Source organism: Clostridium sp. CTA-7, from assembly GCF_054768095.1.
In genome coordinates, this window is record NZ_BAAAAV010000005.1 from 159,224 (window position 1) to 174,520 (window position 15,297).

At 27.2% G+C, this 15,297-nt stretch carries 15 protein-coding genes; 2 read left to right on the top strand and 13 right to left on the bottom strand.

The window, feature by feature from the left end; translation table 11 throughout:
• Positions 1 to 27: 27 nt before the first annotated feature.
• From ACYUEX_RS11845 to ACYUEX_RS11900, 12 genes are all read right to left on the bottom strand, one after another.
• Entirely contained in the window at positions 28 to 921 is an 894-nt protein-coding gene (locus ACYUEX_RS11845; RefSeq protein WP_460288356.1) for a sulfite exporter TauE/SafE family protein, read from the bottom strand.
• Between the two features lie 5 nt (positions 922 to 926).
• The gene (locus ACYUEX_RS11850) at positions 927 to 1,742 is read right to left on the bottom strand and encodes a TrmB family transcriptional regulator (RefSeq protein ID WP_460288357.1); all 816 of its coding nucleotides are present in this window, start codon (positions 1,740 to 1,742) and stop codon (positions 927 to 929) included.
• Positions 1,743 to 2,096: 354 nt separating this feature from the next.
• A complete protein-coding gene (locus ACYUEX_RS11855) occupies positions 2,097 to 2,735 on the bottom strand; it encodes a nitroreductase family protein (RefSeq protein WP_460288358.1) in 639 nt (212 codons plus the stop codon).
• Positions 2,736 to 2,839: 104 nt separating this feature from the next.
• Positions 2,840 to 3,805, bottom strand: coding sequence for a tRNA dihydrouridine synthase (locus ACYUEX_RS11860; RefSeq protein WP_460288359.1), 966 nt, complete (start codon positions 3,803 to 3,805; stop codon positions 2,840 to 2,842).
• A 95-nt stretch (positions 3,806 to 3,900) separates the two neighbouring features.
• Positions 3,901 to 4,818 carry an exonuclease domain-containing protein gene (locus ACYUEX_RS11865; RefSeq protein ID WP_460288360.1) on the bottom strand — a complete coding sequence of 306 codons (918 nt, stop codon included), beginning with the start codon at positions 4,816 to 4,818 and terminating at the stop codon, positions 3,901 to 3,903.
• Positions 4,819 to 5,106: 288 nt separating this feature from the next.
• A complete protein-coding gene (locus ACYUEX_RS11870) occupies positions 5,107 to 7,542 on the bottom strand; it encodes a CsxC family protein (protein ID WP_460288362.1) in 2,436 nt (811 codons plus the stop codon).
• 250 nt (positions 7,543 to 7,792) lie between these two features.
• Positions 7,793 to 8,563: a CsxC family protein gene (locus ACYUEX_RS11875; protein WP_460288363.1), complete on the bottom strand. Its 771-nt coding sequence runs from the start codon at positions 8,561 to 8,563 to the stop codon at positions 7,793 to 7,795.
• Positions 8,564 to 8,921: 358 nt separating this feature from the next.
• A complete protein-coding gene (locus tag ACYUEX_RS11880) occupies positions 8,922 to 9,695 on the bottom strand; it encodes a CsxC family protein (RefSeq protein ID WP_460288364.1) in 774 nt (257 codons plus the stop codon).
• 315 nt (positions 9,696 to 10,010) lie between these two features.
• Positions 10,011 to 10,802: a CsxC family protein gene (locus tag ACYUEX_RS11885; protein WP_460288365.1), complete on the bottom strand. Its 792-nt coding sequence runs from the start codon at positions 10,800 to 10,802 to the stop codon at positions 10,011 to 10,013.
• 227 nt (positions 10,803 to 11,029) lie between these two features.
• A complete protein-coding gene (locus ACYUEX_RS11890; protein ID WP_460288366.1) occupies positions 11,030 to 11,560 on the bottom strand; it encodes a dihydrofolate reductase family protein in 531 nt (176 codons plus the stop codon).
• A 185-nt stretch (positions 11,561 to 11,745) separates the two neighbouring features.
• Complete coding sequence (locus tag ACYUEX_RS11895; RefSeq protein ID WP_460288367.1) at positions 11,746 to 12,480, bottom strand: MBL fold metallo-hydrolase; 735 nt, start codon at positions 12,478 to 12,480, stop codon at positions 11,746 to 11,748.
• A 390-nt stretch (positions 12,481 to 12,870) separates the two neighbouring features.
• Positions 12,871 to 12,999, bottom strand: coding sequence for an AraC family ligand binding domain-containing protein (locus ACYUEX_RS11900; RefSeq protein WP_460288368.1), 129 nt, complete (start codon positions 12,997 to 12,999; stop codon positions 12,871 to 12,873).
• A gap of 138 nt (positions 13,000 to 13,137) precedes the next feature.
• Between ACYUEX_RS11900 and ACYUEX_RS11905 the strand changes: the two genes are divergently transcribed.
• Positions 13,138 to 13,851, top strand: a complete 714-nt coding sequence (locus tag ACYUEX_RS11905; protein WP_460288369.1) for an SDR family NAD(P)-dependent oxidoreductase — start codon at positions 13,138 to 13,140, stop codon at positions 13,849 to 13,851.
• A 179-nt stretch (positions 13,852 to 14,030) separates the two neighbouring features.
• Positions 14,031 to 14,918, top strand: a complete 888-nt coding sequence (locus ACYUEX_RS11910) for a potassium channel family protein (RefSeq protein ID WP_460288370.1) — start codon at positions 14,031 to 14,033, stop codon at positions 14,916 to 14,918.
• 141 nt (positions 14,919 to 15,059) lie between these two features.
• On the opposite strand, the gene ACYUEX_RS11915 is transcribed toward ACYUEX_RS11910, so the two are convergent.
• Positions 15,060 to 15,182, bottom strand: a complete 123-nt coding sequence (locus tag ACYUEX_RS11915) for a hypothetical protein (RefSeq protein ID WP_460288371.1) — start codon at positions 15,180 to 15,182, stop codon at positions 15,060 to 15,062.
• Between the last annotated feature and the right edge of the window lie 115 nt (positions 15,183 to 15,297).

Genomic DNA, 15,297 nt, shown 5'->3' on the forward strand with positions numbered 1-15,297 from the left:
CTAAAAATTTTAATAAAAACTTATATCTTATACACTCTCTTTTATTTGTTTTACACCTTTATTCTTTAATATTTCTGAAATCATATTGTATGCACTATATAATAACACAACAACTACAACCCATTGTAACATACTTACATTTAAGCTCTTAACAACGTATGCAGCTACAATAACTCCTAAAACTCCAAAAGTTGAAGTAAAGAATGTAATTTTACGTGAGTATGAATCTAACTTAATAAATTGCATACTTCCAACTGGTACAGAGAATGTGCAAGCTCCCATCATTATAGGGAATGCTACTGCTGGATTTAAACCTAAAGCATATACTGTTGCCATTGTTAAGGCATATGATCCTATACCAACATTATTAAATGCACCAAAAAGTAAAGATAAGACCCCTAACATTACAAGTTTCCAGCCTGTAAGCCCTACAGCATCTCCACCTGATGGATATACGCCAAACTTACCCATTAATATTAATATGGCAGCTACTATTAACCCAACTGAAATAAACTTTTTTATTGATGTAACATTCATTTTAACAACAAATCTTGGTCCAATATAAGCTCCTATAACTTGAGCTATTATACAAACTAATAAAGTTGTAATTTCAACCTCTATTGATGATATGTATATAAGCGCCATTGCCGCAACTGGTAATACACATTGTGTATTAAGTGTACCTGGTAATTTTTTATCGTTAACAAATTTCATTTTTCTGTAAAAAACAGTACTTACAGCAAAATCAGAAATCCCAAAAGTTGATAATACAAATATAATAAATGAAGAAATAGCCATTATAATTGGGTTACCATCTTCCTTCATAAATGTATCTTTATTTTTTATTAAGTCTCTTATAAATGTAATTGCAAATAAACCATTGATGATGATAACAAATAATAATAATACTTTTAATATCATTAACTTCACTCCCTTTGAGTATTAAACAAATCTCTAACTCCAAGCATTTTAGTTCCGAAACTTCTTTTCTCCTCATCACTCATTCGCTCAATTAATTTGATACAATAAGCATCATGTTTTATGTATTCATTTGCAAAGAAAACCATACTATCATTACTTGTATAAATTCCTTCTGCAACTTTTTCATTTTTTATTGTTGCATAAAACATTTCTTTGGAATCAATGGTAACAGTTATCCATCTTCCTCCTGTATCATTAAGCTTATTTTCTTCAAATCCATGGCTATAGAAATAAGGTATACTAGTGCTATATTCTTCTTTAGAGTCATACAAAACTACTAGTATTTTTCCTAATTCTTCTTGCTTTTTACGTAAAATTTCCTCAAGTTCTTGTGATAAATCTTCTTTCCAAACCTGAATCAACACTTGTTTTTGTGAATTTCTTATCATACTAGAGCATTTTGCAAGCAAGTTACTATATCCTTTAACTTGCCAAATTTGTTCATTATCAACTTTTTCATCAAAATGCATTAGTTCAGATTCTAATTCTGAGAGTATATCTTCATTTTGTTTTTTAAGATTATTTATAACACACTCAACTGATTCAGCCTTATATAAAGAGGACTTTTCTACATGAGTAACCATTACAGCTCCCTTTTGAATTAAAATTTCTAATATATTATAAACCTTAGATCTAGGAACCCCTGATATCTTACTTACCTCATATCCGCTTCTTGGGCCATTTTGTAATAACGCAATATAAATTTTTGATTCTGATTCAGTGAAATTAAAATGCTTTAATAAATTAATAAGTTTTTCCATCTTTACCTCCAAATAATTCGTAAAATAATAAATATTAATATTATAACACATAACCTAATTATTAAACTATTCATTCGGATTTTGAATTAGTAGCTACCCTCAGTAACTACTATATATCTTTGTCTAAATTTTGTCAATATCTTTTCTATATTCATTTTTAATAAAAAAATCAGTAACCAAACTAAAATATAATTGTAATATATTTTAGTTTGGTTACTGATTGTCTAAAAGTTAAGTTCTCTTATTTAATTTTTGATCTTCAAATTATAATGCTCTTATTTACTTTGTTTATTCATCTTATAAATATCAACTATTGTTTTATATTCTTTATTTTAATAACAATAATTTTTATTACTAATCTATAAACGTTACAACTTCTTCTAATGACTTACGAGGAGGTTGCTTTGGTGTATCATCCTCTGCTACTCCTAATGCAATCATAGACATAAGCTCATATCCTTCTTTTTCAAAGTTAATTAAACTTTCTATCTCAGTTTTCGCATGTGTAGGGCCTGTCATATAGCAGGTTCCATACCCCATTTCTGTTGCTGCTAGTAATATATTTTCAACTGCTGCTCCTATTCCTTGAGCTGCTGATTGTGGTGATAATAATACATCAAGAATCTCTTTTGGTGCATTATTTTCCTTTAATATTTTATATTCCATCATTTTATATTCACTACCATAAACTAATATTAATACCGGCGCATCTTTAAAACATGTGTAATAACTTATTACACTCATATGTCTTTTATAATCTTTTTCATTTTTTGCAAGTTGCCCAATTCTCTTATGACTTTCAGTAACTATATTAGCCATTTCATTTATTACATCTTTATTTTGTAATACAACAAAATGCCAGTTTTGTTGATGCTTTGGAGATGGTGCATAAGTACCAGCTTTTATTATTTCTAATATATCTTCTTTTTTTACTTGTGTATCCTTAAACTGTCTTATACTTTTACGATTATAAATAAAATCTAAGTTTGCCATTATTTATTTCTCCTTGTAAACTTTAATACTAAACAGATTATAAATAAAAAGGTATGTTAGGTCAACTTTTCATTTTTCTTAATCTTATAGAACTATAAATATGTTTAATACTCATTGCTAAATAAGCCTGCCCCTTTTATGATTTCCTGTTCCGTAAATAAACTTAAAACAGCTTCATTATAGTCATCTACCCTTTGGGCCTTCTTTATTCTTTTAGCATATTTTTTATTATCTGAAAATATGTAAATCATATATCCCCAAAGCTCTTTCATTCTAAATATTGCATTTTTATCTTCATTAAACAATTCTCTATATCCATTAAAAACTTCATCATGAAAATTCTTTAATACTTCTTTATCCATAAAGGCATTGTTTTTAATTTCATCTATTAATCCTGGATTAGCTAATATTCCTCTTCCTAGCATTACTGTTTTTACTTCTGGAAAAGCTTTTGTTAACTTATTATAATCATCAACAGTGAAAATATCACCATTATAACATACTGGATTATTACTTAATGATAGTGCATCTTTAAATACCTCTAAATTAGGTTTGTTTCCATAAAAGTCCTCTCTTGTTCTAGGATGAATAATTAACTCTTCTAAGGGATATTTATTGTAAATTTTTATTATTTCATAAAATTCCTCTGGACTATCTTTTCCTATTCTAGTTTTTATAGAAATCTTCATATCCTCAATTTTAAATATTTCATCTAGAAACCTATCAAGCTCTTCTCTTTTAGCTAAAAACCCTGAGCCCCTATTTTTTGAAACAACTGTCCCAGAAGGACATCCTAAATTTAAATTAATTTCATTATAGCCTAATTGTTGTAATTTTCTAGAAGTAGAAATAAAACCTTCTGAATCATTAGTAAGTATTTGAGGAACTATATTAAGTCCTTCATTATTCTCAGGTAAAACATCTTTCAATTCTTTGGTTTTGAAACTTTTACTGCTAGTTGGGACAATAAAAGGTGTAAAGTATTTATCAATATTATTAAAAAACTTTTTATAAGAATTTCTATATATATGCCCTGTAATTCCTTCCATTGGTGCTAAATAATATTTCATAGAACAACTCCTTTTAAACATTCTAAAAAACATTATATCAGCCTTCTTTTTGGTTATCTACATAATATTAATTATATTTTCTTTCCACCCACAACTTAAACATTAAAAAATTCCTCTTCATTCATAAATTTTATATTCTGTCCTTTTCCCTTTAGATCTGTTGCTTTTCTTAGTTTAATACTCATTTCTTCTCTACGTAAATTTTTTATATCTTTCATGTTTGTAACTAAAATTGTTGTCTTTTTAGTTACAGAACTTCCTGTAGTTCCTCCAAGCCTTCTAACTAGTCTTATAGCCTCATCTCTAGACATAGACTTTAGACCTCCAGTAAATACCACCACTTCATTTTTAAAGGCATCTTCTTCAAATCTTTTTAGTAAATTTTCTTTCTTAGGATTACTTATTCTATTAGATGTTTTTAATATTCTTCCTTTTGTTGATGATGGTTTATATCCAGTACTATCTACTGTTCCGATAGTCACACCTATTAACTTAGATATCTGATTAATATCATCACATTTTAATTCTTCACATATATTAAGCAATATGTTACTACACGCAAGGGCATCATATAGTGCATCATGGTGCTTAAACTTATATCCTAAATAATCATTAACTGTATTTAATTTTGCATTTTCAATTCCTCTATAAAAGTTTTTAGCAAGCTTCATTGTACAAATATACTCAAAACTAGGCAGTTCTATATTATAAAGCTCTGCACTTTTTCTTAAAACTGATATATCAAAGGAAGTATTGTGTGCTATTACTAAATTTTCGTTAAAATAATGTTTAATCTTTATCCACACTTGATCAAACTCTAATTCATTCTCAACCATAGCTGGCCTTATTCCATGAATTCCAATATTAATTGGCATAAATCTCATTTCCTTAGGTCTTATTAAGTGATGTACCTTCTCTATAACCTGTCCATTTTTCACAACAGCAATACCAATAGAGCATGGACTACTCCTTTTCTCATTGGCAGTTTCAAAATCAATTGCTATAAAATCCATTTATCTTCTCCATAATCTTATTGTAAAATATATTATATTGTAGTATATAATAATGAGATTATCAAAATCATCTCTAAAAAATTCTACAACAACTTCAGTATTATTACCAATAATTCTTGAGAAAGCTACAATATCTATATAAAGATTAACTAAACAAACTGACTATATAATAAATAATAAAAGATATTTAATTAGACAGTAGATAGTTTTATTTAAAAACAAAACTATCTACTGTTTCATACTATTTGAAGAACAATTAAATTTTTAGATTTAAAATTTTTTAGAATCCTATTCTATTGATATTCTTAACTGTTGTTTTTGTAATACTTTTAGTGTTAAATTCACGGTTGATTTCTCTGTAATTTCAGTGAACATTTGTTCTTCAGGAATTTCGCAGCTTAAAATTGGATTATTATGAATATCAACTTCAATAAAAGTTGCTTTTACTGGTTCAACAAAAGGCTTTTCGTTAAAGACTTCGGTAAATACGGAACTCTGTTCACAAGGATCACGTCCAATCACTGGATCTTCATAAACGTCATACACTTTAGGTGTCTCTGTAAAAAATTCCACTTCTCTTGTAGTAGTTTTTTCAGTAAAAATTGGTGATCTAAGAAAAGTAATTCTAGTAGTGAAATTAAAAGGCATTTCAACTGTACAATGTCTTATATCTCCACAAGCATTCGTTGCTCTCGCTGTGGTACAAGTTTGAGTTTTATACTCAATATTCTTTTTTATAAAACCCGCTATAAATAGTACTCCTGAATTAGTATCTACACAGCTTGAAGAAAATGGAACAAGACGGGATTGGGTTAAAAATAAATTCTTTTTAATTTCTTTAATCTCCATAACTCTTTGGTCAAATGTAATATTAGCCTCAATAGGAATTGTTATATTTGTCTCTGCCAATATAACTGGAAATTTAACATATACACATTTGGTCGAAATATTACTTTCTTTAGATAGATCTTCTTTTTCAACAGTATTATAAGCTTCTTCTAATAATTCTTTATCATTTTCTTCTGAGAATTTTTCATCATTCTCTTCTAAGAATTCTTCATAACTTTCTTCTAGAGATTCTTCATAATTCTCTTCTAAAGATTCCTCATAACTCTCTTCTAAAGATTCTTCATAACTCTCTTCTAAAGATTCTTCATAACTCTCTTCTAAAGATTCTTCATAACTTTCTTCTAAAGATTCTTCATAACTTTCTTCTAGAGATTCTTCATAACTCTCTTCTAGAGATTCTTCATAACTCTCTTCTAGAGATTCTTCATAACTCTCTTCTAGAGATTCTTCATAACTTTCTTCTAGAGATTCTTCATAACTTTCTTCTAGAGATTCTTCATAACTTTCTTCTAGAGATTCTTCATAACTTTCTTCTAGAGATTCTTCGTAACTTTCTTCTAGAGATTCTTCATAACTTTCTTCTAAGGATTCTTCATTATCTTCTTCTGAGAACTCTTCATCATTCTCTTCTAAGAATTCCTCATTATTTTCTTCTGAGAATTCTTTATCATTCTCTTCTAAGAATTCTTTATTAATTTTTTCGAAGAATTCTTCATAATTTCCTTCTAAGAATTCCTCATTATTTTCTTCTAAGGATTCCTCATTATTTTCTTCTAAAGATTCTTTATCATCTTCTTCTAAGAATTCTTTACTAATTTTCTCGAAAAATTCTTCATTATTCTCTTCTAAGGATTCTTTATCATTTTCTTCTAAAGATTCTTTATCATTTTCTTCTAAGAATTCTTTACTAATTTTCTCAAAAAATTCTTCATTATTCTCTTCTAAGGATTCTTTATCATTTTCTTCTGAAAATTCTTTATCATTTTCTTCTGAGAACTCTTCATCATTTTCTTCTAAGAATTCTTTACTAATTTTTCCGAAGAATTCTTCATAATTTCCTTCTAAAAATTCCTCATTATTTTCTTCTAAAGATTCTTTATCATCTTCTTCTAAGAATTCTTTACTAATTTTTTCGAAGAATTCTTCATTATTTTCTTCTGAGAATTCTTCATCATTCTCTTCTAAGAATTCTTTATCATTTTCTTCTGAGAACTCTTCATCATTCTCTTCTAAGAATTCCTCATTATTTTCTTCTAAGAATTCTTCATTATTCTCTTCTAAGGATTCTTTATCATCTTCTTCTAAGAATTCTTCATAATTTTCTTCTAAGAATTCTTCATAATTTTCTTCTAAGAATTCTTCATTACATGAACCTTCAACACTAGTACAATTCTTATTTTCTAATTTATCATATTGGGCTAAATCATCTTTTTTATATTTTAAGTTACTTTCTTCAATATTAATTTCTAAAGAACCATGGTTATTGTTTTTTATGTTCTCGTCATTTATGTTCTTATCTTCTATACTATAAGTTTTAGAAGAATCAAAAAATTCACTTTGTGAAGTATCAGTTTTATCATTATTTCTTTTATGTTGTTCTTCATCATATTTTTGCTTGTATAAATAATACTTATTCTGCCTTTTAAGATAGTCTTCATAACATTTTTTTTTATATAAATAATACTCAGTCTGCCTTTTAACATATTCTTCATAATGTTTTTTTTTCTCTAGATAATACTTATTCTGCCTTTTAAGATATTCTTCATAATATTTTTTCATATATATATAATAGTTGTTCTGCCTTTTAAGATATTCTTCATACTGTTTTCTCTTAAGTTGATTATAATTTTGTCTTGAATAATATATTCTTTCCATAATATCTCCTCCACTTAAGAATTTAATAAATTTAAGCATATAAATTAGTTTTTAGTGTACCTATGTAGCTGTCGCTAGTTTTAATATTTATCTTTTCTTAAAAACAGACCCAAAACCACTCTTAGTAAGCTTTAGGTCTGTATTATATTATCAAATAATAGTAAACTTTTAGATTTATATTTATTTAATAATATTAAACTTTTAAACTTATATTTATTAAATAATATTAAATTTTTATATTATTTAATAATTATAGTGCTGTGATTTCTACCTGTTGTTTTTGTAATACTTTTAATGTTAAATTTACTACTACTTTTTCTGTAAGTTTAGTAAACTTTTGTTCTGTAGGAGTTTCGCACTCTGAAGTTGGATTTGTGTGAATATCAATTTCAGCAATATCTGCTCTTACTAATTCAGTAAAAGGTTTTTCATTAAAGAATTCTGTAAAGAAAAAGCTCTGATCACAAGGATTACGTCCAATAACTGGATCTGCACAAGCATCGCAACCTTGAAGTTTATCTGTAAAAAATTCTAATTCACTTGGAGTGGTATTTTCAACAAAAATCGGTTCTCTAATGAAATCAATTCTTGTTGTAAAATTAAAAGGTACTTCAACTGTGCAATGTCTTATATCTCCACAAACATTTGGAGTTCCAGCTGTCATACAAGTTTGAGTTGCATACTCAATATTCTTTCTTATAAAACCTGCTATAAATAGTATTCCAGTATCAGGTCGACAATCTTCAGAAAATGGAATAACACGGGATTGAGTTAAAAATACATTTTTTCTAATTCTTTTAATTTCAGTAGCTTCTCTGTCTAATTTGATAGTAGCTTCAACAGGAATAGTTATATTTAGTTCTGCCAATACAACCGGAACCTTAACAAATACAGGTCCACATCTAATAACATCAGGTGTTACAGGAGTTTGTTTAGTTAATGATTGTACTTGAGTAGTAACAGTTGCACAAGGCTCTGTTACACATTCAAAATCACTCATATTTTTTCTGTCAATATTCATTATAAAATTTCCTCCATCCTTATATAATTAAAATATAGTTATTTAAATCGATCTAATGTATAATATACAAATTCTCTCTTTTTTGTACATAGATAAACAAAAATATTTATTCTATTAATAAGTGTGGTTAAAATTATCAAAGTGTGGTTAAAATTATCACGCTATGTCTATTTTCCTTATAACGCAAAAAATCCTCGACAACACTTATATTAAATATTGTCGAGGATATTCTTGGTAGAGAAAACTTCTCTCCTAAAAACAGACTCAAACCCTCTCTTAGTAAGCTTTATATTTGCAATATATCATTTAATAAGATTATTTTTTAAATTTAATTCTTAGATTTATAATTTTTTTATAGTTACATTGCTTCAATTCTTACCTGTTGTTCTTGTAATACTTTTAGTGTTAAATTTACTACTACTTTTTCTGTAAGTCTAGTAAACATTTGTCCTGTAGGATTTGCGCAGTTTATAATTGGATTTGTGTTAATATCAACTTCAGTAATATCTGCTCTTACTAATTCAGTAAAAGGTTTTTCATTAAAGATTTCTGTAAAGAAAGAACTCTGATCGCAAGGGTTACGTCCAATTACTGGATCTGCACAAGCATCGCAACTTTGAAGCTTATCTGTAAAGAATTCTACTTCTCTTGGAGTGGTATTTTCAGCAAAAACCGGTGATCTACGGAAAGTAATTCTTGTTGTAAAATTAAAAGGTACTTCAACTGTGCAATGTCTTATATCTCCGCAAACATTTGAAGTTCCAAATGTCCTACAAGTTTGAGTTGAATACTCAATATTCTTTCTTATAAAACCTGCTATATATAGTAGTCCATTATCAGGACCTCCATTGGTTGCAGAAAATGGAATAAGACGGGATTGAGTTAAAAATACATTCTTTCTAATTCGTTTAATTTCCATAGCTAATTGGTCTAATGTTATAGTAGCTTCAACAGGAATAGTTACATTTACCTCTGCTAATACAACTGGAATCTTAACAACTACAGGTCCTTCCTCAATAACAGAAGGAGTTACAGCAATTTGTTCAGCTAGTGACTGTGGTTGAGTAATAACAATTGCACAAGGCTGTGTTACACATGCATTATCATTTGTATTTATTCTGTTATAATTCATAATAACATTTCCTCCACTTTTATCTAATTAAAATATCGTTAGTAAAACCTTATAATCCATAATATACAAATTCCACCTTTTTTGTACATGAATAAACAAAAATATTTCTTCTATTAATAAGTGCGGTTACAATTATCACGCTATGTCTATTTATCTTATAACTCAAAAAATCCTCGACGACACTTATATTAAGCATTGTCGAGGATACCCTTTGTAGAAATTACTTTTCTCTTAAAAACAGACCCAAAACTTCTCTTAGTAAGCTTTAGGTCTGCAATATATCATTTAATTAAGATTATTTTTTTAATTCAATTCTTAGCATGTTCCTTGTTGTCCTAATGATTGAACATTTACTTGTTGATTTTGTAATACTTTTAGTGTTAAGTTTACTACTAGTTTCTCTGTAAGTTTAGTAAACATTTGTTCTGTAGGACTTACGCAGCTTATACTTGGATTTGTGTTAATATCAACTTCAGTAATATTTGCACTTACTAATTCAGTAAAAGGTTTCTCATTAAAGAATTCTGTAAAGGAAGAACTCTGATCGCAAGGATTACGTCCGATTACTGGATCTGAACAAACATCACAACCTTGAAGCTTATCTGTAAAGAATTCTAATTCACTTACAGTGCTATTTTCAACAAAAATTGGTCGTCTACGGAAAACAACTCTTGTTGTAAAATTAAAAGGTACTTCAACTGTGCAATTTCTTATATCTCCACAAACATTTGAAGTTCCAGCTGTCATACAAGTTTGAGTTGAATACTCAATATTCTTTCTTATAAAACCTGCTATAAATAATAGTCCATTTTCAAGACCTCCATTGACTGCAGAAAATGGAATAAGACGGGATTGAGTTAAAAATACATTTTTTCTAATTCGTTTAATTTCTGTAGCTACTTTATCTAATGTTATAGTAGCTTCAACAGGAATGGTTATATTTACCTCTGCTAATACAACTGGAACCTTAATAACTACAGGTCCATTTCCAATAACAGCAGGAGTTACAGCAACTTGTTCGGTTAGTGATTGTGGTTGAGGTGTAACAATTGCACAAGGTTGTGCTACACATATATTATCATTTGTATCTATTCTGTTATGATTCATAATAACATTTCCTCCATTTTTATCTAATTAAAATCTAGTTAGTTAAATCTTATAATACATAATATACGAATTCCCCATTTTTTGTGCATATATAACTAAAAAAATTTCTTCTATATAATAAAAATGTGGTTACAATTATTAAGTTATATCTATTTACCTTATAACGCAAAAACTCCTCGACAACACTGATATTAAGTATTGTCGAGGATATGCTTTGTAGAATATTATTATCTTTTTGAATATCTTAATATTGCAATGCCATTATCCATAATATACTGATCTAGATGTAAGTCTATTTTAGGATTATTCCCAAGGAATAAAGGTCTACCTTTTCCTAATATTGTAGGGATTATTCCAATTATATACTCATCGATAATATCTGATTTAATGAAACTATCTACAAGGCTCCCACCACCAAATAAGAAGATATCTTTACCTTCTTTTTCTCTTTCTTCTTCTATTACTTTGCATATATCTCCATTTATAAAATGTATATTATCATGATCTTGTAATACTTTTGATGTTGCTACATATACTTTTTTATCCTTAAAATCATTATGAAAGCTTTGATCATAACAATTTTTTCCCATAACTACAATATCTATGTTCTTTAGAAACTCATCATAATTCCATTTCTGTTCAGTATCTAACTTATTATCTCCATCTCCATCTCCAACTATCCAATCATATTCTCCATCTTCAGATGCTATATATCCATCAATGCTTATTGCTAAGTTTAATATTATTTTTTTACTCATATCTTTTCACTCCTTTTTTATATTTCTAAATATCTTAATTATTTTTTAATAGAATTTTTCATATTTAAAGTTTCTACTTGCTACAAAATATATTATAACTTATAATAATTGACACTATGTGTCATATTGAAAAGAGAATCTTTAATATGCTACTCTTTTTCTAAAAAACTAAATTTATATGATAATTAATCATTACTTATAGAGATTTTCTTATATTGTAATTTTAAAAATTCAATAATCTCTGTCTTTTTTAGAGGCGATGAATGCCCTAAGAAACAAGTGTCAAACTCTAAACTCTCTAACATATTTATAAAGCTTTGCAATTTAACTGAATCATACTCATAGTTATTATAAAAGTCTATGCTGTAAGCATCTCCTATAAATACTACTTTTTCTTCTGGCACATAAACTATAACAGAATCCTCTGAATGAGGTGCAATAACATTTTTTAAAATAACAACTAATCCACCTAAGTTTATTTCTAAATCATTTTTAAATACTAGATCAGCAGGTATAACTTTTATATCTTGAAGAGATTTATATTCTTTACGAATATTAGTATCTGCAAATTCAATATCCTCACCAGTTAAAAAACGTTGAATCATTGCTTCTTCTGTCCATTGCCATTTAGACATAATCTTTAATCTTTCATTAGTTATTTCACATGCTATTGTTTTTCCTGTAACTGCATTCATGCCATAAGTATGATCCCAATGCCAATGAGTAATAGCCACATAATCAGGTAATCTTAAATTTAATTTTTCTATAGAATTATTGAATTTTTCAACATGACTTCTCGAGTTTCCTGCATCCACCATTAAAGAATACTTATCTCTTTTAATGTATCCAATTAATGGTCTATCTGCTTCTTTATCATTTTCAAGGAAATAAATCCTTTCCGTAACTTTTGTTAATGCCATAGAACATCCCACCTTTTTAATATAAAACTTAAAAATCCCCATAGACGAACAATATCATCCATGGGAATTGTATTTACATAAAAATTTTTTATTACATTCAAATTAAATTTAATACAAAATATATATTTATTCATATTTTATCGTAATATAAATAATCATATATATTTTTATACATTCATTTGTAGTTATTTCATTTTTATATAAAAGAGTTTGATAGAAGATATTGTTCTTAAAATGCATTATTAAACAAAGCTCTATTATAGAACTTTCAAAGGATTTTAAACTATTTAATTTTAATAGTTTAGTTAAGAACTATTGTGTACATCTCCTTAAATCTCCTTTTTATATAATTATAATTTTATTTTAATATATAATTTAACTTTGTCATTGTCAAGAAATATTTGTAAAACAATTCCATAAAATGTCATCTTCTCCTAAATTATAATTTATTCCTTCAACTATATAATTTATTTGGCCTGATATTACATATGCAATTTCTAAGCTATTATGCCAATGCATTGGTATAATTGTTTCTTTTGATACAGATAAATATACAACTTTAATATATATTTGATTTCTAGTTTTTGAAATACTATAATAATAAATATTAAAAATATAAATTAAACTGTATTATTATGTTGAAAAGGAATTTATTTTATGAGAAAAATTTATTTTATTACAGGTGCATCTAGCGGAATTGGTGAAGATGCTGCAAAAAATTTATTAAAAGAAAATCATATAGTTATAGGTTGTGGTTTAGAAGCTACTAGTGCTTTAAGTGATACTAATTTTATATATTTTCAAGCTGATGTTAGAGATTCTAAAGCTTTAAGGGATTCTTTAAAGAGTGTACTAAATACTAATGATATTAAATCAATTGATGGAGTTATTACTTGTGCTGGTGTATGTGGAGTAGCTGAAGATATATATAATACAAGCGAAGAAAGATTTGCTGAACTATTTAATGTTAATGTAATAGGAACTTATAACGCTATTAAAGCTTCTTTAGATTATTTAACTAAAGGAAGTATTGTAACTATATCTTCTAGCCTTGGAACAAAAGCTGTTGCAAATTGTATAGCTTATTCCCCTGCTAAAGCTGCTATTTGTCAATTAACTAAAAATCTTGCTTTAGAGCTATCACCTAATATAAGAGTTAATTGTGTTGCTCCTTCTTATATAGATACTCCTATGACAAGAAGAGACAAAGAAAAAGATGCTGTAAGAAATGCTCTTGTAGCTAATTATCCATTAAAAAGAATTGGGTATGTAGAAGATACTACTAATGCAATATTATTTTTACTTTCTGAAAAAAGTTCTTTTATTACAGGAGAAATTTTAAGAGTAAGTGGTGGTGGACATCTTAGATAGCTGACTATTTAAAGATTAGTTTGAATTTGTTAGGTACAAAGAGACTTTAGATAATTTTGTGTAACTGTAATTTTTATTTATTAGCTAATTTTAAAATCAAATTGAACTAAATAAAAAGGACAAGCTAATTGTAGTGATAACCTTATCCTTTTAAATTATTGATATTATATGAGGTGCTAATGGGAAGTTTTATAATTATTTTAACAACAATTATTGCTCTTGCTGTCTTAATTGTAAGAAGCGTAAGAAATAATAGGAAGATAAAATCTGTTTTAGGAACACTTATAGTAGAAATTAATAAAACCTATAAAGAACTTTTTAAAGGGAGAACTTTGCTTTATAAAATAACTCAAGGTGGGATGGTTATATGTGGTGAATTATTTGCATTTATAACTATATTTACAACAGTTATGAGGTATTTTAATACACATTTATCCTTTGGTATAGAATGGTTAATAAAAACAATAGCTATAATAATATCTTTTATAATCGTTCATTATTCAATAGGCTATATATTATTTGTTAGCTCTAAAATTCATAAATTTATTTATAAAGTTGAAGACAAAAACTTAAAACTAGATTTTATATTAAGCTATTTTATTACAAGTACATTTTTAGCTGTACTTATAGTTTTTCCAGATCAGTTTAAGAAAAATGCAGCTATAGGAATTATAGGAGTTATAATTTGCTACTATTTAAATATAAAGGTGTTAATAACTCTTATGAGAAAACCACACAACATCAAATCAGAAAAGGAAGAAAAAACCAATTTTGCAAGAGTACTAATAGCAGCTATTTTAGTGTTAGTAATGCTTGTAATGAATATGTATTTAGCTGTTTGTTTCGTAAATGCCCTTGCAGATGGTGCAGCGTATTTAAATGCTACAGGAAGTTTTGATTTATTTTATTACACAATGATTACTTTTACTACTATTGGATATGGCGATATAGTACCAGTAACTACATCAGCTAAAGTAGTAGCTATAGTAATTTCCATAACAAGTGTAATTTGTTTAACTGTATTTTTAGGTAGTATTTTATCATATAAGGAGAAATTTGATTCATAAAATCTATATTTAAGGAAGCCTAGAGGATATGTGGTTACAGAATTCGTTCATTTATTAATATATCTCATCTCCTTAGTTAATGGAAAGGTATTAATACTTCTACTAACCTTTTTCATAAAAAAACGCCTTAACCAAGTAATATCAATGGCTAAGGCTCTTTTTTGCACATTTTATAGCATATATCATATCATTATCAGTAACATCTAATTGATATGAATACCTAACTTTAACACCATATTGTATTAGTTTAATGTATTCATTCACTATAAATATTGCTGGTCCATTTTCTTGAATAAATCCACCTTTGGTTCAATAAATCTAAACTTATGGTTTTCAATATCTTTAAAGATTGTCCTAAGTTACTAAATTACAAAAGCTA